At 73.9% G+C, this 22,484-nt stretch carries 15 protein-coding genes; 5 read left to right on the top strand and 10 right to left on the bottom strand.

Features of this window, described 5'->3' with window-relative positions:
- The first annotated feature begins 48 nt into the window (after positions 1 to 48).
- Positions 49 to 1,524, top strand: a complete 1,476-nt coding sequence (locus tag ABD54_RS08430) for a PLP-dependent aminotransferase family protein (protein ID WP_047868875.1) — start codon at positions 49 to 51, stop codon at positions 1,522 to 1,524.
- A gap of 150 nt (positions 1,525 to 1,674) precedes the next feature.
- On the opposite strand, the gene ABD54_RS08425 is transcribed toward ABD54_RS08430, so the two are convergent.
- Complete coding sequence (locus ABD54_RS08425; protein WP_047868874.1) at positions 1,675 to 2,289, bottom strand: superoxide dismutase; 615 nt, start codon at positions 2,287 to 2,289, stop codon at positions 1,675 to 1,677.
- Between the two features lie 776 nt (positions 2,290 to 3,065).
- On the opposite strand from ABD54_RS08425, the gene ABD54_RS08420 reads away from it, so the two are divergent.
- The 3 genes from ABD54_RS08420 (at position 3,066) to ABD54_RS08410 (ending at position 8,013) form a co-directional block, all read left to right on the top strand.
- Positions 3,066 to 4,112: a class I SAM-dependent methyltransferase gene (locus ABD54_RS08420; RefSeq protein WP_047868873.1), complete on the top strand. Its 1,047-nt coding sequence runs from the start codon at positions 3,066 to 3,068 to the stop codon at positions 4,110 to 4,112.
- A 236-nt stretch (positions 4,113 to 4,348) separates the two neighbouring features.
- The gene (locus ABD54_RS08415) at positions 4,349 to 6,361 is read left to right on the top strand and encodes a glycosyltransferase family 2 protein (protein ID WP_047868872.1); all 2,013 of its coding nucleotides are present in this window, start codon (positions 4,349 to 4,351) and stop codon (positions 6,359 to 6,361) included.
- On the top strand, positions 6,358 to 8,013 hold the full coding sequence (locus ABD54_RS08410; RefSeq protein ID WP_047868871.1) for a glycosyltransferase family 2 protein: 1,656 nt from the start codon (positions 6,358 to 6,360) through the stop codon (positions 8,011 to 8,013). Before ABD54_RS08415 ends, ABD54_RS08410 begins: the two co-directional genes overlap by 4 nt.
- A gap of 91 nt (positions 8,014 to 8,104) precedes the next feature.
- On the opposite strand, the gene ABD54_RS08405 is transcribed toward ABD54_RS08410, so the two are convergent.
- From ABD54_RS08405 to ABD54_RS08390, 4 genes are all read right to left on the bottom strand, one after another.
- A complete protein-coding gene (locus ABD54_RS08405) occupies positions 8,105 to 8,560 on the bottom strand; it encodes a MaoC family dehydratase (RefSeq protein ID WP_047868870.1) in 456 nt (151 codons plus the stop codon).
- A 208-nt stretch (positions 8,561 to 8,768) separates the two neighbouring features.
- Positions 8,769 to 9,926: an enolase C-terminal domain-like protein gene (locus tag ABD54_RS08400; protein ID WP_047868869.1), complete on the bottom strand. Its 1,158-nt coding sequence runs from the start codon at positions 9,924 to 9,926 to the stop codon at positions 8,769 to 8,771.
- Positions 9,927 to 10,112: 186 nt separating this feature from the next.
- A complete protein-coding gene (ald, locus tag ABD54_RS08395) occupies positions 10,113 to 11,234 on the bottom strand; it encodes an alanine dehydrogenase (RefSeq protein WP_047868868.1) in 1,122 nt (373 codons plus the stop codon).
- Between the two features lie 488 nt (positions 11,235 to 11,722).
- Positions 11,723 to 12,940: a dihydroorotase family protein gene (locus ABD54_RS08390; protein ID WP_047868867.1), complete on the bottom strand. Its 1,218-nt coding sequence runs from the start codon at positions 12,938 to 12,940 to the stop codon at positions 11,723 to 11,725.
- A 390-nt stretch (positions 12,941 to 13,330) separates the two neighbouring features.
- Between ABD54_RS08390 and ABD54_RS08385 the strand changes: the two genes are divergently transcribed.
- Complete coding sequence (locus tag ABD54_RS08385) at positions 13,331 to 15,526, top strand: cytochrome c oxidase assembly protein (RefSeq protein ID WP_047868866.1); 2,196 nt, start codon at positions 13,331 to 13,333, stop codon at positions 15,524 to 15,526.
- Positions 15,527 to 15,872: 346 nt separating this feature from the next.
- Here the strand turns inward: ABD54_RS08385 and ABD54_RS08380 are convergent, their stop codons facing one another.
- The 5 genes from ABD54_RS08380 to ABD54_RS08360 form a co-directional block, all read right to left on the bottom strand.
- The gene (locus tag ABD54_RS08380) at positions 15,873 to 16,301 is read right to left on the bottom strand and encodes a hypothetical protein (protein WP_047868865.1); all 429 of its coding nucleotides are present in this window, start codon (positions 16,299 to 16,301) and stop codon (positions 15,873 to 15,875) included.
- Positions 16,302 to 16,348: 47 nt separating this feature from the next.
- Positions 16,349 to 19,336 (bottom strand): AAA family ATPase, encoded by a 2,988-nt coding sequence (locus ABD54_RS08375; protein ID WP_047868864.1) that lies wholly within the window; start codon positions 19,334 to 19,336, stop codon positions 16,349 to 16,351.
- Positions 19,336 to 20,493 carry an exonuclease SbcCD subunit D gene (locus tag ABD54_RS08370; protein WP_047868863.1) on the bottom strand — a complete coding sequence of 386 codons (1,158 nt, stop codon included), beginning with the start codon at positions 20,491 to 20,493 and terminating at the stop codon, positions 19,336 to 19,338. The genes ABD54_RS08375 and ABD54_RS08370 overlap by 1 nt, the downstream gene beginning before the upstream one ends.
- A 95-nt stretch (positions 20,494 to 20,588) precedes the next feature.
- On the bottom strand, positions 20,589 to 21,248 hold the full coding sequence (locus ABD54_RS08365) for an O-methyltransferase (RefSeq protein WP_047868862.1): 660 nt from the start codon (positions 21,246 to 21,248) through the stop codon (positions 20,589 to 20,591).
- Between the two features lie 78 nt (positions 21,249 to 21,326).
- Positions 21,327 to 22,040: a metal-dependent hydrolase gene (locus tag ABD54_RS08360; protein ID WP_082166740.1), complete on the bottom strand. Its 714-nt coding sequence runs from the start codon at positions 22,038 to 22,040 to the stop codon at positions 21,327 to 21,329.
- Between the last annotated feature and the right edge of the window lie 444 nt (positions 22,041 to 22,484).

The raw sequence follows: 22,484 nt of genomic DNA, 5'->3' as shown, positions 1-22,484 counted from the left end.
CAGTATGGAACCCGGGGGCCACTCCCCACAGATCCATTGGAGGGGAAAATGGACTCTTCCCGGAGTTCCGCCGAACTCGCCGATCTCCTCGGAGCCTGGTCCAGGGGCGGCGGGCCCCTCTACCGGCGCCTCACCGACACCCTGCGCCAACTCGTCGACCAGGGCAGCCTCACCCCCGGCGAGCGCCTGCCCTCCGAACGCTCCCTCGCCGCCGGCCTCCGGGTCAGCCGCACCACCGTCGTCTCCGCCTACGACGCCCTGCGCGCGGACGGCATCCTCGACAGCAGGCAGGGAAGCGGTACCCGCGTCAGCAGCCGGATCGCGCCCGTGCGCTCGGACGGCTGGACCGCCAACGGCACGGGCAACCCCATGTACCGCAACCTCTTCCAGCAGGAGGAGGGGCTCATCTCCGCCGCCTGCCTGTCCACCCCCGCTCTCCCCGGCGTGGAGGAGGCCGTACGCCGGGTCGTGGCCGAGGACCTGCCCGCGCTCATGGCCGAGGGCAGCTACCACCCCAGCGGTCTGCCCGCGCTGCGCCGGGCCGTCGCCGACCACTACACCGCCCGGGGCCTGCCCACCACCGCCGACCAGATCGTCGTCACCACCGGCGCCCACCAGGCAGTCAACCTGGTCGCCCAGCTCTACCTGCGCAACGGCTCGCCCGTCGTGGTGGAGGATCCCAGCTTCGCGGGCTGCCTGGACCTGATGGGAGACCGGGGCGCCCGCTTCCTGCCCGTGCCACTGGACGAACAGGGGCTGGACGCCAACGGCGTGCGCCGCGCCGTGGCCGAGCACGCACCCCACCTCGTCTACACGATGCCCTCCTACCACAACCCCACCGGCACGATGATGTCCGCGGCGCGCCGCCGCGAGCTGGGCGAGCTGTCCGCCCGCCGCGGCGTGCCGGTGCTGGAGGACCACGCATACACCGGCCTGCGCGCCCCCGACGAGCCCCCGCCGCTCGCCGCGTTCGCCCCGCGCGGGGCCGAGGTCATCACCGTGGAGTCGCTGTCCAAGGTCGGCTGGGCCGGGCTCCGGCTGGGCTGGCTGCGCGCGCCCGCCGAGATGGCCCTGCGCCTGAGCCGCCGCAAGGTCCTCGCCGACCTGGCCAGCCCCCTGCTCGACCAAGCGGTGACCGTGCGCCTCCTGGAGCGCTACGACGAGCTGTCCCGGCAGCGCTCCGCGCTGATGCGCGAGGCCCTCGACCACATGGAGGAGCTGCTGCGCGGGGCCCTGCCCGCCTGGGAGTGGCGGCGCCCCGACGGCGGGGCGGCGCTGTGGGTGCGCCTGCCCGGGGTGGAGGCCCGCGCCTACGTCCAGGTCGCGCTCTGCCACGACGTGGAGCTGGTCCCGGGTTCGGTGATGTCGGCGTCCGGAGGGGAGCGCCACGGCGAGTGGTTCCGGCTGCCCTTCGCCTACGACGCCCCCACCCGCGAGGAGCTGGTCTGGCGGCTGGCGCGGGCCTGGCGCGAACTCGACCGGCACGGGCCGGTGGAGGCCGACCCGGTCCGCCTCGTGGTCTGACCCGCCGGGGCGGGGCGCGCCGGGTTCGGGACCGGGGCCCGGCTCGGTCGGGGCCGGCAAGGCGGCCCCGTACACGCGCGAGGGCGGCATCACCGGTGGGTGGTGCCGCCCTCCGCCGTGTCCGGCGACGAACCGGACGGGGGACCGGGCCTAGCCGATCTTGACCCCGCGGGCGTTGGTGAAGCGCTCCTGGACGTCGGCCCAGTTGACGACGTTCCAGAAGGCCTTGGCGTACTCGGCCTTCACGTTCTTGTACTGGAGGTAGAAGGCGTGCTCCCACATGTCCAGCATCAGCAGCGGAACGGAGCTGAGGGCGGTGTTGCCCTGCTGGTCGTAGAGCTGCTCGATGACCAGGCGCTGACCCAGCGCGTCCCAGGCCAGGATCGCCCAGCCCGAGCCCTGGATGGTGGTGGCCACGGCGGTGAAGTGCGAGCGGAAGGCGTCGAAGGAGCCGAACTGGTCGTCGATGGCCGCGCCCAGCTCGCCCTCGGGCTTGTCACCGCCCTCGGGGGACAGGTTCTTCCAGAAGACGGAGTGGTTGACGTGGCCGCCCAGGTTGAAGGCCAGGTTCTTCTCCAGCATCGGGATGGTGCCGAAGTCGCCGGTCTCCCGGGCCTCCGCCATCTTCTCCAGAGCCGTGTTGGCACCGGCGACGTAGGTCGCGTGGTGCTTGTCGTGGTGCAGCTCCATGATCTGACCGGAGATCCACGGCTCCAGGGCCGCGTAGTCGTAGGGCAGTTCGGGAAGCGAGTACGGCGCAGACATCTCTGACGCACCTTTCCAATGACGCGGTTCGTCGTGTTCACCAGCGATGGGATCGCCTAGGCAGCAAGCTATCAGTCGGGCGGCCGCCCACCCGATGTCAGGCTCTTTACACTCCGGCACGGGAATAAACCGAGGCCGTCGGCCCCGGTCCGGAGCGCCCGGCCCCGTGCCCGCGGCCGCCGCCTCCCGTGGGAGCGGGCCCCGCACGGAAGGTCCGCGAGGCCGAGGTCCCACCGCCTCCTCCTTCCCGCACTGCCCGGCGCGGCCGATCCCAATCATCGCTTTCGCGGTGAAATCGCGGGGGATGCGCAGGCGGGTGCGCGGAGTTCGCGGAAAAACACCCGTCGGCGTCCGCCGCCACCGCGTTGAATTCGCAGGTGGGAGGAGTGAGAATTGGCCGTGCTGCTCCGAACGGCACGCGGCCGCCCGCGCCCGGGCCCCGGCGCACCGTGCGGGAGGTCCCGCGGGAGGCCAGCGGGTCGCGGGGCGGGGGCGCCGACGTCCGGGAAAATCCCGGACGCGTACAAATGAGAAGCACGTGATGCGCGGGTGAACGGAAGGCGAATTGCGTGTAATCCAGGTTTCGATTCCCCTTCGGGGGCGTCCGTTATTTCCTCGAAGGGCTAAGGTCGAAAGCGTCTGAGCGGATTGCCGGCCTCCCCGAAACACCGGGCGAAGCGGCAGTTCAGCGCCGGGAAACCAGCCCTTCCCCTCGCGTCCCCCCGCGGCCCGCGCCCGGCGGAACCGCGTCGAAACTCCCGTGGAGGTATCCGCCCATGCGGTCGCTTCGCAGCCGTCTCCGTCCACTCCTGGCCACCGGCGCGTTGGTCGGTGCCGCCGTGCTCTGCGTGCCCACCGCCCTCGGGGCCGCCGGCCTGATCGGCTGGACGGACGTGCTCACCCTCACCTTCCTAGGCCTGCTCGCCGGTGCCGTGGGCGTGCTCGGGCTGGGCACGCTGCTCCTGTACCGCAGGGTGGGCGCCCTCTCCAGGAGCGTGTCCACCTCGATGGAGGCCCACAGCCGCAGCGTCGCCGAGACGCTGGGACGGGACCGCCTTGAGGCGGCCCTGGCCATGGACGGCGTCCGCGAACGCCTCGCCCACCTCCAGGACCACACGCTCCCCAAGGTCAGCCGCGAGATCAGGAACGTGGTCACCGCACGGGGCCGCGACGACTACGAGCAGCAGGTCGCCTGGACCGAACTGCGCGAGCACCTCGACACCGCCGCGTTCATGCCGCCGCTGCGCGGCTGGGCCGCCTCTCCCGACGTGCTCCGCATCCTGGTCCGCCAGATCGACCGGCTGCGCCCCGGCCTGGTCGTGGAGTGCGGCAGCGGCGCCTCCAGCGTCTGGATCGGCTACGCCCTGCGCCGTGCGGGCACCGGCAGACTCGTCGCCGTCGAGCACGACGCCCGCTACGCCGAGCTCAGCCGCGAACTCGTGGCCGCGCACGGGCTCGACGACATCGTCGAGGTCCGGCACGCCCCGCTGGTCCAGACCCCCAACACGACGGTCACCGTCGAGGGCGAGGAACGGCCCACCGCCGACCGCTGGTACGACACCTCGGTCTTCGCCGACCTGGAGGGCATCGGCCTCGCGTTCGTCGACGGCCCGCCCCAGGCCACCGGCCTGCACGCCCGCTACCCCGCGCTGCCCGTCCTGCTGCCGCGCTGCACCGAGGACGCCGTCATCGTCCTGGACGACGCCGCGCGCGCGGACGAGCGCGCCATCGGTGAGCGCTGGCTGGCCGAGCACCCCGACCTCCAGCGCGTCGAGGAGGCCGCCGAGAAGGGCGCCCACGTCTTCAGCCGCAAGGGCGTCTAGGGAGTGTTCCGAGGAGGATTTCGGATCGGAGACTGGCCGTCCGGGCAATCTCTCGCAAGACGGTTCGCGCAGGTCGGCCTGGCTGGCTTTTCAAGCGAAATCGGCACGGCGAGGGGAAGTCCAGTGGTCGCGAGCCCGAAATGTTCCAAGGAACACGACCTAGCCGACACCGCGTTCCCACGCACCGCCTGACGGGCTCCCCGCCGGGCCCCGACCGACACACCCGAGGTCACCCGATGATTACCACCGCCCTGCGGCAGGCACTGCGCGCCCGTGGCACCGAGGCCGCCGTGCTCTGCCACGCGGGTGCCGACACCCGCCCCGCCCTGGCCGAGCTGCCGCTACGCCCCGACGACATCCTGGTGGACCTGGACGCCCACCCCCTGGGACAGCCCCTGGAGCTTCCGCGCGCCTGGATGCGGGACGGCGAGCCCGAGGTGGGACTGGTCGCGGTCGTGGCCGCCACGACCACCGACCTGCACCGCGCGCTCACCGTCTCCACACACCTGCCCAGAGCCGTGCACATCGTGGTCGCCTTGGTCGCCACGTCCGGCCACCAGGAGCCCCCGATCCCGGCCTCCCCGGGCATGGGCCAGTGGCGCGAACTCCAGGAGGCGCGGGTCCGCCGCGTCAACAGGAACGGCTGGCTGTGCGAGCTGTTCTTCCCCAACGGGATGGACACCGTCCAGGTGGTCGACGCCGTCGTGCACGGCACCCGTGGACGGCGCCGGGGACCGGCCACCGCGCCGCTGGCCGTCCTCAGCGGGCCCGAGGCCGCCCTGTGGCGGCCGGGCGACACCGGCGTACGGGGCGTGGAGGCCCAGGGGCCCGTCCCGCTGCGCAGGGTGACCCCCGTGGGGGACCTGGCGCTGCGCGTGTCCGACGACGTCGCGCGGCCCGAGTGGACCGACCCGGTCGTCCCCGTCCTGGACCGCGCCACCACCGCCGCCGGCTCCTGGGCCCGGATCGCCGGGCCGGACGGGCACGTGCGGGCCCACGGGGCGGTGCCGGACGCCGCGCACGCGGTCGCGCCAGTGGACGAGCTCACCGTCAACCCCACCGGGTTCACCAGGGTCGAGGACGGCGACCTGGCCGACCTGACCGTCCACGGCCCCCACGCCGTGGTCAGGGAGGGCGGCAAGGACCTGGTCACCGTCGCCGCCGACGGCACGGTCACCGACGTCGACCTGGCGCGCCTGCGCCACCTGCGCGGGGTCAGGGTGGACTGGTCCGGGCACACCGGACCCAGCGCCGCCGTGCGCGCGGTCGCCTCCCTGGCCGCCGGCGGGGTGCCCCTGCTCAGCGGCGAGGTGCCCGCCTGGGCGTCGGGCCTGGGCGGGCCGCTCACGGACCTGGTCACCGGGGCCCGCGACGAGGACCTGCGCGACCAGCTGCGCCGCGAGGAGTACAGCGTCCGCCTGCGCCGCACGGCCCTGCGCGCCCACGGCCAGCGCTCCCGCTGGCGGGCCCTGGGAGCGCAGGCCGGGATCCCCCTGCCCAGGGAGCCCCGGATCTCGGTGATCCTGTGCACGCGCCGCCCCGAGATGGTCGGGTTCGCGCTCGCCCAGATCGCCCGGCAGCGCGACGTGGAACTGGAGGTGGTCCTCACCCTCCACGGATTCACCGCGGACCTGCCCGAGGTGCGCCCGGCGATCGACGCGTTCCGGGAGACGGGGCTGCCGCTGGTCCTGCACGAGGCCGACGCGGGCCAGATCTTCGGTTCGGTGCTCAACGACTCCGTCGACCGCTCCTCCGGAGACCTGATCTCCAAGTGGGACGACGACGACTGGTACGGCCCCGACCACCTGGCCGACCTGCTGCTGGCGCGGACCTACTCCGGCGCCGAGCTCGTGGGCACCGGACAGGACTTCATCTACCTCCAGGAGGTGGACCTGACCGTCTGGCGCAACCGCAGGTCGGAGGCGGCCACCCGGTTCATCGCCGGGGGCACGATCCTCACCGACCGCGTGGTGATGGAGGAGATCGGCGGCTTCCGGCCGCTGCCCCGCGCCATCGACACCCAGCTGCTCCTCGCCGTCATCCGGGGCGGCGGCCGCATCTACCGCGCCCATGGACTCGGATACGTGCTCCGCCGCACCGGCGGCGGGCACACCTGGTCCGAGGACATGGCCTTCTTCCTGCACAACCACACCCAGCAGTGGTTCGGCTGGCGTCCGAGCGCCATCGTGGAGGGCGAGCCCTCGCCCCTCGGCCAGCCCGCCACCGAGTACACGGGGGAGATCCGTTGACCACGCTTGACACCACTCCGGAACCGGTATCCGGCGCTGGCGCGACCGCGCCGCTCCTGCCCCGCGCGCAGACCGACTACCGCGACCAGCCCCGCGCGCGGCGCAACGACTACTCCGTGCTTCAGCCGCCCGCGATCGGCGAGTGGACCCCGACCCTGTCTGTGTCGGTGGTCGTCCCCGCCCACGGGCACCAGGACAAGCTCGAACTGGTTTTGGCCTCCCTGTCCGCGCAGAGCTACCCCGCGCACCTGATGGAGGTGATCGTGGTGGACGACGGCTCGCCCGAACCCCTCAAGCTCTCACCGGTGCGCCCGGAGAACACCCGGCTGATCGCCTCGGCCCCCGGCGGCTGGGGCTCGGCGCACGCCGTCAACAGCGGTGTGGCCGTCTCCTCCGGCCAGGTGGTCCTGCGCCTGGACGCGGACATGCTGGTCTACCGCGACCACGTCGAGTCGCAGATGCGCTGGCACCACCTGGTCGACTACGGAGTCGCCCTGGGCCACAAGATGTTCGTGGACTTCGACCCGGAGGCCATGACCGCCGAGTACGTGGCGACAGAGGTGCGCGAGGGGCGCGCCGCCGAGCTGTTCGACCGCGAGAGCGCCGACCCGCACTGGGTGGAGCAGACCATCGACGGCAAGGACAAGCTGCGGACCGCCGACCGCCTGGCCTACAAGGTGTTCATCGGCGCCACCGGCTCCCTGCACCGCACCCTGTTCGACGCCGCGGGCGGCCTGAACGGTGAGCTGGTCCTGGGCGGCGACAGCGAGTTCGCCTACCGGGTCTCCCAGCAGGGCGCCCTGTTCGTCCCCGACCTGGACACCAGCAGCTGGCACCTGGGCCGCACCCAGATGCAGACCCGCCGCGACGCGGGCACCCGCTACCGCGCCCCCTTCGTGGCCAACCGGGTGCCCGACTTCCACCTGCGGCGCAAGCGCCCCGACCGGCAGTGGGAGGTCCCGCTGGTCGACGTGGTGGTGGACGTGGACGGCGCCACCCTGGAGGACGTGGACACCACCGCGTCCGCGCTGCTGTCCGGTACCACCCCCGACATCCGGTTGTGGCTGGTCGGCCCCTGGGACGTGCTGGACGAGGGGCGGCGCTCCCCGCTGGACGAGGAGCGGCTCGACCTGCGGCTGATCCGGGAGACCTTCCGGGGCGACCCCCGGGTGCGTCTGGTGGAGGAGGCGCCGGGCCACGACCCGCTCGTCAACTTCCAACTGCGCGTGCCCGCCGGTCCGGCGCTGAGGGAGCGGGCGGTCGTCGAGCTGGTCGACACGGCCAACAAGAACAAGGCCGGGCTGCTGTGCTCGCCGGTGCCCGGCGCCACGCGCGGTGACGGCGTCATGCGCCTGGAGCGGATCGCCGCCTACGCCAGGGCCCGCCACCTGTGGCCCGAGGCGGGTTCCGGGGAGCTGGACCGCCGTGTGGAGGAGGTCTACGGCACCCACTGGGTCCCCGGGACGGACTTCGTGTTCCCGGAGGAGGGTGAGCGGACCAAGCCCGAGAACCCCGAGGCGCTGCGGCGCAAGCTCGACCACGCGCTCGCCGAGGTGGAGCGCATGCGCGCGCGGGCCAGGCGCGCCGAGCGCAAGCTGCGCTGGTTCACCCCGGGGCTCACCCGCAGGGCGCTGCGCAAGCTGGTGCGCTGAGCACGCGGTCCCGGCCGGGAGGGGGACCGCCCGGCCGGGACCGCGCCCGCGACCCCGGGCCGCCCCGCGGCCTCGCTGGGAGCTGAGGGCCTCAGGGCACCCAGAGGCCGAGCGACTCGGCCACCAGGGCGGGCCGCTCCCGGCCCTCGATCTCCACGGTGTGGGTCGTGGTGACCAGGTAACCCTTGGGGGTCTGCTGAACCGAGCTGAGCTCGACGCCGTCGCGGATGCGCGAGCCGGACACGACCGGCTGGAGGAAGCGCACCTTGTTGAGCCCGTAGTTGATCGACATGCTCGGCTTCTCCGTCACCGAGATCACCGACTGGGAGAAGTGGGCCAGCATCGACAGGGTGAGGAACCCGTGCGCGATGGTGCCCCCGAAGGGGCCCGCGGCCGCCCTCTCCGGTTCGGTGTGGATCCACTGGTGGTCCTGCGTCGCGTCGGCGAACAGGGAGATCCGGTCCTGGTCGATGGTCACCCAGTCGGTGTGGCCCAGGTGCTCGCCCTGGGATGCGAGCACCTCTTGGATGTCGGCGAATACGCGCACCGCGCCTCCACGGTCTTGGGGTCCGGAAACGGGGGCCGGACGGTGCCGCAACTCTACCTAACGCTGTTCGGTTAGGGGAGGAGGGAACCCGGCCCGGCGCGGCGGAGTTCCGCTGCGGTTGCTGCGGTTGCTGCGGTTGCTGCGGTTGCTGCGGTTGCTGCGGTTGCTGCGGTTGCTGCGGTTGCTGCGGTTGTCCAGGTGTCGCCGGTCAGCGCCGCCGTCGGGCGCCGTTGGCGCGTCCGCGCTCCACGCGGGCCTCGCGCGGGCCGTCGGCGTCCACGACCAGGGCCCGGGCGGTGCGCTCGGCCACCGCCGAGCGGTCCACCGTGTGCCCCAGACCGCTCTCGGCCAGCGGGACCGGCACCACCCCCTCGTGCGCGCGCACGGGCGGGAGCACCAGGTCGCGGCCACGGCTCCCGGCACCGGGCACCTCCACGGGCAGCGAGGCCCCCGACAGCGAGGCCAGCGCGACCGTCGCGGCGCGGCCGACCCCCGTCGCCGCCGAAGAGCCGCACCACACCCGCCAGCCCGCGTCCACGGCTCGGTCCACCGCGCGGCGGGCCGCCGTGAGACCGCCCATACGGGCCGGATCCACGTTCACCGCGCCGCCCGCCTCCGCCCGGATCGCCTCGGTGAGGTCGTCCACCGACTCCAGGGAGCGGCCCAGCGCCACCGGCGTGCGCATCTGGGCGGACAGCCGGGCGTGCGCCGCGAGGTCGTCCGGCGCGAAGGGGTCCTCGACCGCCAGCAGGCCGAGCCCGTCCAGAACGCGCAGCGCGTCCAGGTCGGCGGGGGACTCGGTGTAGCGGCAGCCCGCGTCCGCCTGGAGGACCAGGAACGGGAAGCTCGACTGCACCGCGCGCACCACGTCCGCGTCCCAGCCCGGCGCGATCTCCAGCCGGATCCGCCGGAAGCCCGCCCCCACCTGGCGGTTCACCTCCGTGACCACCGACTCCACGGCCGCCTGGCGGGGCAGGGTCACCCCCGCGGTGAGCGCGGTGCGCTCCCCGCCCAGAGCGTGCGAGAGCGGGGTGTCGCGCTGGCGGCTCCACAGGTCCCAGCAAGCGGCGTCCAGGGCCCCTGCCACGGCAGGGTCACGGGGCAGGTCGGCCCAGGCCCCGCCCGCCTCGGTCGGACGCCGCCAGGAGTGGCCGAGCAGGGCGGGGGCGAAGGCGCGGGCCAGGGAGTCCCACTGGGCAGCGCTGGCCTCCGGCAGCTCTCCCCAGCCGCTCACGCCGTCACCGTCGGCCACCCGGACCAGGACGGGGCCGTCGGCGCCGGGGCCCCGGCCGCCGGCCGGGGGCCGCAGCCGGATCAGCTCTAGTTCGACGATCCGGGTCGCGGTCGCCGAGCCGGTGTGTGCCACGCTGTCCCACCTCGGTACTCGTCCTCCCGCGACCGGCCGCAGAGCCGGACGCGCGGGCTTTCCCCACGACCGTACCCCCGGCCGACCTGCGCGACCACCCCGAACGGTGCGGTCCGCGCCACCCGTGCGGCCGGGCGGCGCGGACCCCGGCCGCGTGCCGCCCGCGTTCGGGGGCGGTGGCCCCTCCTAGCCCTGTACCAGCACCTCTTCCAACGGGCGGTGCTTGAGCCCGTGCGCCTCGGCGACCGGGGCGGAGACCACGTCACCGTCGAAGGTGTTCAAGCCCCCGGCCAGCGCCTCGTCCCCGTTCATGGCGAGCTGCCAGCCCTTCTCCGCGAGTGCCACGGTGTAGCGCAGGGTGTCCTTGGTGAGGGCGTGCGTGGAGGTGTTGGGCACCGCGCCCGGCATGTTCGCCACGCAGTAGAACACCGTGTCGTGTACGCGGAATGTGGGGTCGGCGTGCGTGGTGGGGCGCGAGTCCTCGAAACACCCGCCCTGGTCGATCGCGATGTCCACCAGCACCGCGCCCGGCCGCATCCGCGACACCAGCTCGTTGGTCACCAGCTTGGGCGCCTTGGCCCCCGGCACCAGCACCGCGCCGATCACCATGTCCGACTCCAGCACAGACAGCTCCAGCTCGAAGGCGTTGGAGACCACCGTCTTGACCCGGCCCCGGTAGAGGGAGTCCACGTGCCGCAGCTTGTTCACGTTCAGGTCCAGCACGGTCACCTCCGCACCCATGCCCACCGCGATCTGCGTCGCGTTCAGGCCGGAGACCCCCGCGCCGATCACGGTCACGCGCGCCGGGCGCACGCCCGGCACCCCGCCCATCAGCACGCCGCGCCCGCCGCTGGGCCGCTGGAGGGTCACCGCGCCCATCTGCGGGGCCAGGCGGCCCGCGACCTCCGACATCGGGGCCAGCAGCGGCAGGGAGCCGTCCGGAAGCTGCACGGTCTCGTAGGCGATGCCGGTCACCCGCCGGTCCAGCAGGGCGTCGGTGCACTCGCGCGAAGCGGCCAGGTGCAGGTAGGTGAAGAGGGTCTGCCCCTCCCGCATGCGGTGGTACTCGGCCGCGACCGGCTCCTTGACCTTCAGGATCAGCTCACCGGCGTTCCACACCTCGTCGGGCGAGTCCAGAATGCGCGCGCCCGCCGCCTCGTACTCGGCGTTGGAGATGGAGGAACCCAGGCCCGCGTCGCGCTCGACGACCACCTCGTGGCCGCGTCGGACCAGTTCGTGGACACCGGCGGGGGTGATGGCCACCCGGTACTCGTGGTTCTTGATCTCGCGGGGCACGCCGATGCGCACGGTTCCTCCTACGGCCGTCTCCGGTGATACCCCCACTGTGAACTGCGGGGGTGCCCCGGCGCCATCGCCAACATGCATCGCTGTCGACGATCTTGTTGACAGGGTGTAAGTCCGATGTGTGCTCTGGGACACGGGTACCTGCCCGTGACGCGCGGACTCAATCCCCCGGGGCCCCAAGCGCCGGAAGCCGCCGCCCGGGGCGCCTCCGGTCCCGGCCCGCTCCACCGCGCTCCCGGTAGGGGTGTCGTCCCGCCGGGGCCCGCCCAGCGGGCTGCCGCGGGTCCGGCCGCCGCGCCCGGTCGTGTCCCCCGGATCATTCCGGTCCCGCCCGCCGCCGTCCTCAGCGCTGAGCCTTCGGCTCCGGCGCTTCCGCGAGCGCCGGGCCGCCGCCGCGCCGGTTCCGCCCGCAAAGCCGACCGGGCCGACCCGTGCGAACCGTCTCGCGGGAGACGTCCCGGACGGCCGCCCGCTGATCCGACGGCCTCTCCCTAGCGGACGCCGCCCGCCGGGCGGCCCGAGATCCACACCCGCCGCACCCTGCCGGTCAGCTCCCGGCCCGCGTAGGGGCTGGGGTCCGCCGCGGGGACCGCCACCCGCGCGCCGGGATCGAAGGCGACCAGGTCGGCGTCGAACCCCGCCGCGATCCGGCCCTTGCCCACCAGCCCCAGCAGTTCCGCGGGGGCCCGCGCCGTCCACCGTGCGAGGTCGGCCAGCCCCCGGCCGCGCCGGTGCGCCGCCGTCCACAGCGCCGACAGGCTCCACTCCAGCGTGTACAGGCCGTGGGCGGGAAGGTGCCCCGACCCCACCGTGGTGATCGCCGAGTCCCGCGCCAGCAGCGCGTTCCACAGCGCCTTTCGGTTGGCGTCCGAGCGCAGCGGAGGCCGACAGGCGTGCGCGGGCGACTCCGGCGCCAGCGACTCCGAGGGCAGGCACAGGTAGTGCGGGCAGGTGTGCGCGGTCAGCGCCACCCCCACGGTCCCCGCCGTCGCCAGCAGCGCCGCGCACTCGGCCGCGGTGAACGGCCCCACGTGCGTGCGCGTCCCCACCGCGCGGGCCGCCGCGATCACCCGTTCCAGACCGCGCCGCTCCGCCCGGGGCGGCCGGTGCTCCGCCGCCGTCGGCGGGGTCCCCAGCTCGGCCGCGTCCTCGGCGTGCACCAGCAGCACGCTGTCCAGCGCCGCGAGTTCGGCCATCGCCTTGCGCAGTTGGGCGTCGTTGAGCGCCGCGATGTCCGGGGCGCCGCCGTCCGACAGCGAGCAGTGGAAGGCCACCGCGCCGGCGGCCTGGAGGTCGGCCAGGTCCAGCGGGCCGGTGCCCGGGGCCACCCCGCCCAGGAACAGCACCGGTACGGGGGACAGGGCCGCCGCGCGCTGATGCGCGGCGAGGGCGTCCGCGTAGGTCAGGGCGGGCCGTGCCGGGGCCGGGGACGCCACCACGCAGGTCACACCGCCGCGCAGGGCGGCCGTTCCCGTCCGGCGGTAGGAATCGGCCAAGTCCTGCCCGGGCACGTGCGCGCCGGTGCCCACGTCCACGGCGCCGGGCAGCAGGGCCATGGCGCCGAGGTCGGTCGTCACGTGGGCGGGCATGCGCGCGCCGTGGGCGCCCACGGCCTCGACCCGCCCGTCGCGTACCCCGACCGAGGCGGGTCGGACCCCCTCGGGGAGGACCACGCGCGTGGACCTGACCACACTGTCGTACACGGCCATCCGACGTCCCCTTCGCTGCGCTCGCTGGAGGGTGTGCTGAGAGGCGCCGCGGGCGACCGCGGCACGGGAGGGGAGGCCGGACGCCGAAGGCGGGGAAACCGTCGTCTCGACCGGATACGAGCGTATCGCGAGGAGCCCTGCCGCAAGGGGGGAATCCGACATCCCGGCCCAGGCGCCGCCGCTCCGCGCGATTCGCGGACGCCCCGAATCCGCCCGCGGGGGTGTACGGGAACGCCCGAGTCCGACACTGTGTAGTAGACGGACTAACCTTGGCCGAGGTGTTCCTCCGTGCGCGGCCCCTGCCGGGAAAGTCCCGGACAGCGGCGAGGCGGTCACACGGCCAAGGGCGCTGACCAGCCAGTTGCAACGAGACCGACGACGGAGTGGCGCGTGGCTCCTCCCGCACAGAACCAGAAGTCCCCCCTCAAGGAACACCATGACGACGCCCCGGGCACGGGACGGGCGCCCCTCTTCGCCGCTGCGGCCGCCGCCCTGTGCCTGACCGGCCTGAGCCTGACCCTGGTCCTGGGCGGAGCCGCCTTCCCCGAGGTCATCCCGGGGTTGCCCGACGCGGGTGAGGCGGTCCGCTGGGGCCTGCCGCTGGCCAAGGTCACCATGGACGCCTCCGCGGTCGTGGCGATCGGCCTGCTGCTGCTCGCCGCCGTCCTGCTGCCCTCCCACAAGGGCAGGCTCTCCCCGCAGGCGACCTCCTACGTGCGCGCGGCGAGCTGGGCGGGCCTGGTCTGGGCCCTCGCCGCCGTGTTCACCCTGTACTTCCAGGCCGCGGAGTTCCTGGCCCGCGAGGTCGGCCAGATCAGCGTCGACGAGGTCACGGCCTACGCCGGGTCGGTCTCGGGCGGCATCGCGCTGATGTTCGTCGTCCTGCTCACGACCGGCATCGCACTGTTCGGCCGCACGGCCACCACAGCCACCGGCGGCCTGTGGCTGCTCGTCCTGGCCCTGGCCGCCACCACGCCGCCCGCGCTGACCGGCCACTCGGCCTCCTCCGGCTCGCACGAGCTGGCCGTGACCGGGCTTGCCCTGCACGTGATCTCCATCAGCGTGTGGGTGGGCGGCGTGGCCGCGCTGACCTACCACGCGCTGCGCCGCGACGCCCAGGACCCGTCGGTGGCCGCCAACCGCTTCAGCCGCCTGGCGCTGTGGGCCTACGCAGGCGTGGCCGTCAGCGGCGCGGCCAGCGCGCTGGCCCGCCTGTACTCGATCGGTGACCTGGTCGCCACCGAGTACGGCCTGATCATCCTGGTCAAGGTCATCCTGTTCGGGGTCCTCGGCGCGTTCGGCTACATGCACCGCGGGTTCGTCTTCAAGCGCCTGGAGGGCGCCCCGACGGGACCGGCGGGCGAGGCCTTCCGGCGCCCGCTGTTCCTGCGGGCGGCGCTGGCCGAGGTGCTCATCATGGCCACCGTCATCGGCGTGTCCGTCGGCCTGGGGCGCACCGCGCCGCCCCCGCCGCTGGAGGGCACCGTGGACCCGGCCGCCGTGATCCTGGGCTTCCCGATCCCGCCGCCCATGACCGCCCAGACCCTGCTCACCCTGTGGCGCCCCGACCTGTTCTTCATCATGATCGTGGTCGTAGCGGGCGGGCTGTACGCGGGCGCCGTGACCCGGCTGGTGCGCCGGGGCGACTCCTGGCCCGCTGGGAGGACGGCGGCCTTCGCGGCCGGCCTGCTCACGATCGTGGTCACGCAGCTCACCGGGTTCGCGACCTACTCCATGGTGCTGTTCTCGACGCACATGATCCAGCACATGGTGCTGTCGATGCTCACCCCGATCCTGCTGGTGCTGGGCGCGCCGATCACCCTGGCCCTGCGGGCGCTCAAGCCCGCCCCGCGGCGCGGGGACCGGGGGCCGCGGGAGTGGCTCAACCTGTTCCTGAACAGCCGTTTCTCCAAGGTGGTCACGCACCCGGCGATCGCGGCCCCGATGTTCGTGTTCGGCCCCTACGCGCTGTACTTCACGCCGCTGTTCGGCACGCTGATGAACGACCACCTGGGCCACCTGCTCATGGGCGTGCACTTCCTGCTGGTGGGCTTCCTCTTCTACTGGATCATCGTGGGGGTGGACCCGGCGCCGAGGAAGGTGCCGTTCCTGCTGCGCATCCTGCTGCTGCTGGTGGTGATGGGGTTCCACGCCTTCTTCGGCATCACGATCATGATGCAGTCCGAACCCCTGGCGATGGACTACTACGGCCAGTTCGACATCCCGTGGCTGGAGGACCAGGCCGCCGACCAGTACGCGGGCGGCGGCGTCGCCTGGGCGCTGGGCGAGATCCCCACCGCGCTGGTCATGATCGCGCTGGTGCGTCAGTGGTCGCGCGACGACGAGAAGCAGGAGCGCCGCCGGGAGCGCCACAGCCGCCGGGGCGGCTCCGACGACGCCGACATGGACGCCTACAACGCCTATCTGGCCGAGCTCGAACGCCGCTCGCGGGGCGGGACCCCGGCCGGGGCCACCGCGGCCACGGAGGCGCCGCCGCGCACCGGCGGTGAGCCGGAGGCGCGCAGCGCACCGGCGGCCGGGTCCGAGGACGACGACCCCGACCCCGCCGCGAGCGAGGGTGTCTGAACCCACACGCGGGGGCGCACCGGCCGGTGCGCCCCCGCCGTCGTAGCGGGCCCCGCCTGCGCGCGCCGACCCCTGGCGCCGGGGCGCGCGGTGGTGTCGGCCCGGTCCCATGAGGAGACCCCGCTTCGGAGCGACACGCTCGCCGACGCGCCCGGGGACTGTGCCCGGGCCACATGGATTCGGAGTTCGACCTCGCGGGGATCACCTGGCGCCCCCGCGCCGAGCGCAACGCGCACCTGGTCGCCGCCTCGGACGGGCTTGAGCGGAGGCCGGCCGGGAGCAGCCCGACGGGTGGACCCGGCCGGAGAGGCGGGGCCACCGGGCGCGCGGACGCGCGAGCGCGGGGTCAGACGACCAGGGCGGCCACGGAGGCCCCCACCAGCCCCAGGACCAGGCAGATCAGCAGGGCCGCGGCCAGCAGCGGCAGGGACGGCCGCAGCGCGGAGACCGCGGACCCGCCGCCTCCCGAGGACTGGCGGCGCGCCACCACCGGCAGCATGACCACGTTCACGGCGCACAAGAAAGCCGCGACGCAGGCGGCCGCCCCGAACCCCGCCCAGAACCCGGACCCGGCGGCCAGCGTGTTGGCCGCGGTCAGCGTCGGCAGCGCCACCAGCACCACCACGGAGGCGATCCCGAACGCCGCCCGCGACCGGGGCGACGCCCCGCGCGAGCTCCCGGAGACGACGAGGAGCAGGCCGAGCAGGGCCGCCATCAGGATGGCGCCCACGACTCCGAACACGGCGATATTGACCAGCGAACTCACGCTCGCCATTGTCGCACCGAACCCCGGGTGCCCGGATCCGGGGTGGACGTGCGCGCTCAGCCGGTGTGCTCCACCCGCGAGCCCGCCGAGGTCTTGACCACCCTCAGGCGGGTGGACACCCTCTGCCGCAGGTCGGCGACATGGCTCACCACGCCCACCGCACGGCCGCCGTCCCGCAGCCGGTCCAGGACGTCCAGCACCTCCTCCAGGGTGTCCTCGTCCAGTGTGCCGAACCCCTCGTCCACGAACAGGGTGTCGATGTCGGCGCCGCCCGCCTCGGCGCTGGCCACGTCGCCCAGGCCCAGCGCCAGCGCCAGCGAGCTGAAGAACGTCTCCCCGCCCGAGAGCGTGGCCGGGTCGCGCTCCACGCCCGTCCAGGCGTCGACCACCCTCATGCCCAGGCCCCCGGCCGAACGCGCGCGCCCGTCCCCGGCGGCCTTGTCCACCGTGTACCGCAGCTCGTACCGGCCGTCCGACATCGTCACCAGCCGGTCGTTGGCGGCGGCCACCACCTGCTCCAGGCGGGCCGCCAGCACGTACGCCGACAGGCGCACGTTGTCGGTGTTGTCGGAGGAGGTTCCGGCGGTCAGGCCGCGCAGCCCCTCGGCCACCGCGTAGCGGCGCAGCGCCGGTTCGCAGTCCCGCAGCCGCAGGCCCAGCTCCCCGCGCAGGGAGGCGAGCCGACGCGCCCGCTCCTCCAGCATGCTCCGCCAGGCCACCGCGCGGTCGGCGGCCACCGAAGCGGTCCGCGCGGCACGGGCCAGCTCCTCCGGGTCCGGGACGGGCAGCTCCCCGGCCGCGGCCAGCTCGGGGTCGGCCAGCGACGCCTCGACGGCGGCCAGGGCGTCGTCGAAGGAGCGGGCGCGCTCGCGCAGCGCGCGGCGCCGATCCTCGTCCAGCGCGGCCTCCCACACCCCGGCCTCGTCGGCGAAGCGGGCGTCGGCCCGCTGCCGCTCGGCCTCGGCGACGGCGGCGCGCAGTTCGTCGGCCGCGCGGTCGCGGTTGACCGCGGCCTCGGCCGCGGCGCGCAGCAAATCGGCCTCGCCGCTCAGCCTGGCGATCCGCTCGTCCAGCCCGGCGTCGTCCCCGCGCGCCCGGTCCAGCAGGGCGGTCAGCCGTCCTTGCTCGCGGACGGCGTTGTCCCGGTCGGCCCCGACCCGTGCCTCCTGCCGGACCAGCTCGCCCTCACGGGCGCGGGCGCGCTCCAGGTCGCCGGTGACGCGCTCCAGCTCCTCCTCCACCCGCCGGGCCTCACCGGCGGCGGCTTTGGCCTCCGCCAAAGCCGCGGTGTGCGCCTCCACCTCCTCGCGGGCGGTGTCGGCGGTGCCGTCCTCGGCGCGTTCCCGGGCGGCGGTGCGCCTCTCCCTCAGGGCCACCACGTCGCTCTCGGCCTCCGCGCGGCGCGAGGCCGCGGCGTCGGCGGCCGCCTGGGCCCGCCTCTCCTCCTCGGCCGGGACCAGGCCCTCGCCGCGGGGTCGGGCGGGGGAGGGGTGCGCCACCGACCCGCACACCGCGCACGGCTCCCCTTCGGCCAGGCCGGACGCCAGTTCGGCGGCCATGTGGGTGATGCGGCGCTCGCGCAGGTCCAGGGCGCGGTCGCGGGCGGCCTGGGCCCCGTCCACGGCCTCGCGGTAGCGCTCCTGCGCCCGCGCCAGTTCCCGGCCCAGGCGCTCGTACTCCGCGGCGGCGTCGAGGCGCCTGCGGGCGGCGGCCAGGGCGGTCTCGGCGGCCCCCTCCTGCCCGGCCTGGTCGTGCAGGCGCCGCAGCTCCGCGGTGAGCGCCTCCAAACGGGGCGGCAGGGAGGCGGCCAGTGCGCGCTGGCGCTCCAGCTGCGAGGCGATCTCGTCCAGGCGCCCCGTGAGCGCGGTGACGGAGCGGCCCAGGGACCGGCTGCGCTCGGCGTCCGCGCGCAGCGCGTCCAGGCGGGCCAGCTCGTCCCGGCGCTCCCGCTCGGCGGCGCCCAGCTCCTCGCGCGGCACCGCCTCGCCAGGCCGCGTGGAGAAGCCCGGAAGCCCGCCCACCAGCGCCAGACGGTCGGCGACGGCGAGCTCGGCCTTGTCCAGCTCGGTGCGGCGGTTGTCGCGGGCGCGCAGGAAGGGCAGCACCGACTCGGCGCGCTCGGCGTCGCCGAGCTGGGCGTCGATCGCGGACCGCCACGCGCTGTGCTCGGCCAGCTGGGCGCGGCGTTCCCGGGCGTCGGCCAGCCGTTCCTGGAGCGCGCGCAGTTCGCGCCCCTCGGCCAGGGCGCGCTGGGCGTCCTCGCGGGCCCCGGTGAACTCCCCGGCCACCCGCCCGGCGTCGTGCGCGGTCGCGGCGGTGACGCACGCCAGTTCAGCGGCCCAGCCCGACAGCTCCTCGGGAGGTTCGGGGGCCCGGGACCCGCCGACCTCGGCGATACGGTCCGCGACCGCGCGCACCTGGGCGTTGGCGGACCGAACCTCGTGTTCGAGCCGTTTGGCGTGCGCCCCCAGCCAGGTCTCCACGTCCCGGAACAGCCGGGTGTTGAAGATGCGCTCCAGGGATTCGCGGCGCTCCTCGGACTTGGCGCGCAGGAACCGTGCGAAGTCGCCCTGGGGGAGCATGACGGTCTGGCAGAACTGGGCGAGGGTCAGGCCCAGCAGGTCGCCGACGAACTGCCCCGCCTCGTCGGGCCGGGTGGTGACGCCCTCCCACCTGCCGCCGGTGAACTCCTTGACGACGACCTTGGTGTTCTGCGTCACCGTGCCGGTGCCCCGCTTCTTGGGACGCTCCCAGCGCGGCTTGCGCTCGATCCAGACCCGCCGCCCCTGGACCGTGAACTCCAGGACCACCCTGGGCTCGGCGTCCGGCGGCGCGTGGTCGCTCTTGGGGGAGCGGTCCTTGCCGCGGGCGCCCGGAACGTTGCCGTACAGGGCGAAGCACACCGCGTCCAGCACCGTGGTCTTGCCCGCGCCGGTGGGGCCGTGGACAAGGAAGAGCCCGCCCGCGCTGAGGCGGTCGAAGTCCACCTCCTCGGTGCCGGCGAACGGGCCGAACGCCTGGACGGTGAGGGTGTGCAGCCGCATCAGCGCGTCCCCTCCTGGAGCCGTACCTGCTCGACGGCGGTGTTCACGAGGGCCTCCTCCTCGGGGGTGGCGGGGGTGCCGCGGGCCCACTCCACGAAGTCGCCGACCACCTGGCGCTCGCTGCGGTCGGCGACGGAGGCGGCGATCGGGCGGGTGTCGGGGGCACCGCCCTCGGGGGCGAAGTCCAGGACCAGGACGTGGGGGAAGCGTTCGCGCAGCCGGTCCATGGGGTGGGCGGGGCGGCGCGGGTCGGTCAGGGTGATCTGGAGCCAGTGGCCGGTGCGGGACTCCCACTCGGGACGGGTGAGCAGGTCCTCGATCCGGCCGCGGATACGGGCCAGGGGGCGGGGGACGGGCGCCGCGGCGAACTCGGCGCCCGCGAGGCCGTCGGCGTCCAGGTCCACCAGCCAGTAGCCCTTGACGTGGTGCTCCTCGGAGAAGGAGTAGGCCAGCGGGCTGCCCGAGTAGCGCACGGACGGGGTGATGGTCTGCCGCCCGTGCAGGTGGCCCAGGGCCGTGTAGTCGACCCCGTCGTAGACCGGGACCGGCACGTGCGAGGCGCCGCCCACCGAGATGTCGCGTTCGCTGTCGGAGGGCTCGCCGCCGGTCACGAACGCGTGCGAGAGGACCACCGACCGGGTGCCGGGCCGCTCGGCGAGGTCGGCGCGCACCAGGTCCATGGCGTGTCCGAGCGCCGCCGCGTGCCCCCGCTCGGGCAGGTCCCAGTGGTGGCGCGCGATCTCCGGTTCCAGGTAGGGGATGCCGTAGAAGGCCACGGGCCCGTGCTCGTCCTCGATGACCACCGGCGTGCCCACGCCGTCCAGGGAGCTGCGCAGGTGGACGCCGGAGGCGTCGATGAGGCCGGAGGCGAAGGACATCCGCGCCATGGAGTCGTGGTTGCCGCTGATGAGGACGGCCCGGGCCCCGGTCCCGCGGATCCGGCCCAGGGCGCGGTCGAAGAGCCGGACCGCGTCCACCGACGGCAGGGCGCGGTCGTAGAGGTCGCCGGCGACGACCACCACATCGACCCGGTGTTCGCGGATGGCGTCGACGAGGTGGTCCAGGAAGGCCGCCTGGGCGTCGACGAGGTTCTCCCGGTGGAAGGAGCGGCCCAGGTGCCAGTCCGAGGTGTGCAGCAGGCGCATGGCACTGGACATTACCGAAGCCCGGCGCTCCGCGTGCGGGACGAGGGCCGTCCTGTGGACGGCCTCCGGGGTCGGCGCTCCCCGCGGCGCGTCGGTGCTCGGGCGCGTCAGCGCTTGCGGGCGAGGGTGAGGCCGTCGCCGATGGGCAGCAGCACCTGCGTGACGCGCTCGTCGGAGACCAGACGGTCGTTGAAGTCGCGGATCCCCCGTACGGCCGCCGAAGTGTTCTCGCGGTCCACGACCCGTCCGTGGGAGAGGGTGTTGTCGGCCAGGATCAGGCCGCCCGGCCGGACGCGGGGGACCAGCTCCTCCCAGTAGCCGACGTAGCCCTCCTTGTCGGCGTCCACGAAGGCCAGGTCGAACCGCGGCTCCCCGGGAAGCTCCCGCAGCGTCTCCAGCGCCGGGCCCAGCCTCAGGGTGATGCGGTCCGCGACCCCGGCCCGCTCCCAGTACCTCCGGGCCACCGAGGTCCACTCCTCGCTGACGTCCAGGGCCAGGAGGCGGCCGTCCTCGGGGAGGCCGCGCGCGAAGCAGATCGACGAGTAACCGGTGAAGGTCCCGATCTCCACCACCTCCCGCGCGCCGCAGATCCGCGTGAGCATCGTGGTGAAAGCGCCCTGTTCGGGGCCGATCTGCATGCCCCGGTGGTCCGGGAACAGCCGCGCGGTCTCCTCGGCGAGGTCCGACAGGACCTCGTCCACGGGTTCGCTGTGCTCGACGACGTAGGCGTGCAGTTCGGGGCTGAGGCCCTCTGTGGATCGTGTCACGCCCGACAGCCTAGGCCAGCCGCGGCGCGGCCGACAGGTGCCGGGCCGCCGCGGGGAGGGGAACCGGACACCGCCCCGTCAGTACTCGGGCAGCAGCGCGGGCCAGTCGAACAGGTAGATGGTCCCCACGATGACGCCGATGGTCAGCAGCGGGGTGACGAACTTCTGCTCGACCGGGCCGTCGGTGACGAAGCCCTTCCCCTGGCCGAAGCGCTTCTTGAAGAAGGGCCAGAAGATGGGCACGCCCATCTTGGTGATCATGTCGCCGAAGAAGTGCAGGACCACGCCGAAGGCCACCGCCAGGCCCAGCCAGTTGTAGTTCACCCCGGAGGTGAACAGCGCAAGCGTTATGCCCGCCGTGGCCATCGCGTTGATGACCCCCGACGCGACCTTGTTCTTGTCCAGGCCGAAGCCCAGGCCCTGGAGGGCGATGCCGATCAGCAGGAACACGAAGACCTGGACGGCCAGCTCGGACCACAGCGCCAAAAGCTGCACCAGCGCGCCCATGAGCACCGCGAAGAAGAACGAGTGCGTTCCCATCCGGTGCCCGCCGAACAGGAAGCCCAGCATGCCGCTCAGCACCTCGGTGACCTTGCCGTAGGTCTTGGTCACCGTGGCGCTCTTGTGGTCCAGGTCGGGCAGTAGGGCCGCACCGGCACAGACCAGGGAACCGGCGATGACCTCGCCGGGACCCAGGTCGAAGCTGAGTCCGAGGAATTCCCTGCCCTGGACCAGCGGAACAACCGCCATCCAACCGACCACGCCGCTCAGTGCGTGCGAGTGCCCCATCATGGCGGGAACCGTAGCGGAGTACGGCATTTACCGCCAACGCGGGGTGCCCGCCAACGGCGCACCGGTCACGCAGCGCACACGGCCCGCTTCCCCGCCGCCCTCCCGGCGGCGCCCATCCGGCACCCAGCGTGTGCCCGCGACCCCTCTGCGTGGGAACGCGGGGCGGTCGTGCGCCTTTCCGCGTTCTCCGCGCGCCGGTCGCCCGCGCCGGTCGGTTTTCTCCGCGTGTCCCCGATATTTCCGGTGACGGTTTCCGGACGCTTTCGCGGTGACATTCTTCCGGCCGAATCCAGGCCGATGTCACGGCGCTCCACGGAGGTCATTGACGCTCGTCGTCGTCCGTTGGTAAACAACCACCAACCCCCAGGTGGCGTGCCACCGACCCACGATCCTCTGACAGGAGGGGCCGCACATGAACGCCCACCACCCTCCCCCCGGTTCCCC

The organism is Nocardiopsis sp. RV163 (assembly GCF_001029525.1).
GTDB lineage: Bacteria > Actinomycetota > Actinomycetes > Streptosporangiales > Streptosporangiaceae > Nocardiopsis > Nocardiopsis dassonvillei.
Note: the sequence above shows the minus strand (reverse complement) of the source record. Positions and strands in the feature narration are given on the sequence as shown.

Bases quoted from the DNA above. Each gene is read 5' to 3' on its own strand.
- ABD54_RS08430 (WP_047868875.1), top strand. From the start codon at position 49: ATGGACTCTTCCCGGAGTTCCGCCGAACTCGCCGATCTCCTCGGAGCC.
- ABD54_RS08425 (WP_047868874.1), bottom strand. From the start codon at position 2,289: ATGTCTGCGCCGTACTCGCTTCCCGAACTGCCCTACGACTACGCGGCC.
- ABD54_RS08420 (WP_047868873.1), top strand. From the start codon at position 3,066: ATGCGGTCGCTTCGCAGCCGTCTCCGTCCACTCCTGGCCACCGGCGCG.
- ABD54_RS08415 (WP_047868872.1), top strand. From the start codon at position 4,349: ATGATTACCACCGCCCTGCGGCAGGCACTGCGCGCCCGTGGCACCGAG.
- ABD54_RS08390 (WP_047868867.1), bottom strand. From the start codon at position 12,940: ATGGCCGTGTACGACAGTGTGGTCAGGTCCACGCGCGTGGTCCTCCCC.
- ABD54_RS08380 (WP_047868865.1), bottom strand. From the start codon at position 16,301: ATGGCGAGCGTGAGTTCGCTGGTCAATATCGCCGTGTTCGGAGTCGTG.
- ABD54_RS08375 (WP_047868864.1), bottom strand. From the start codon at position 19,336: ATGCGGCTGCACACCCTCACCGTCCAGGCGTTCGGCCCGTTCGCCGGC.
- ABD54_RS08370 (WP_047868863.1), bottom strand. From the start codon at position 20,493: ATGTCCAGTGCCATGCGCCTGCTGCACACCTCGGACTGGCACCTGGGC.
- ABD54_RS08360 (WP_082166740.1), bottom strand. From the start codon at position 22,040: ATGATGGGGCACTCGCACGCACTGAGCGGCGTGGTCGGTTGGATGGCG.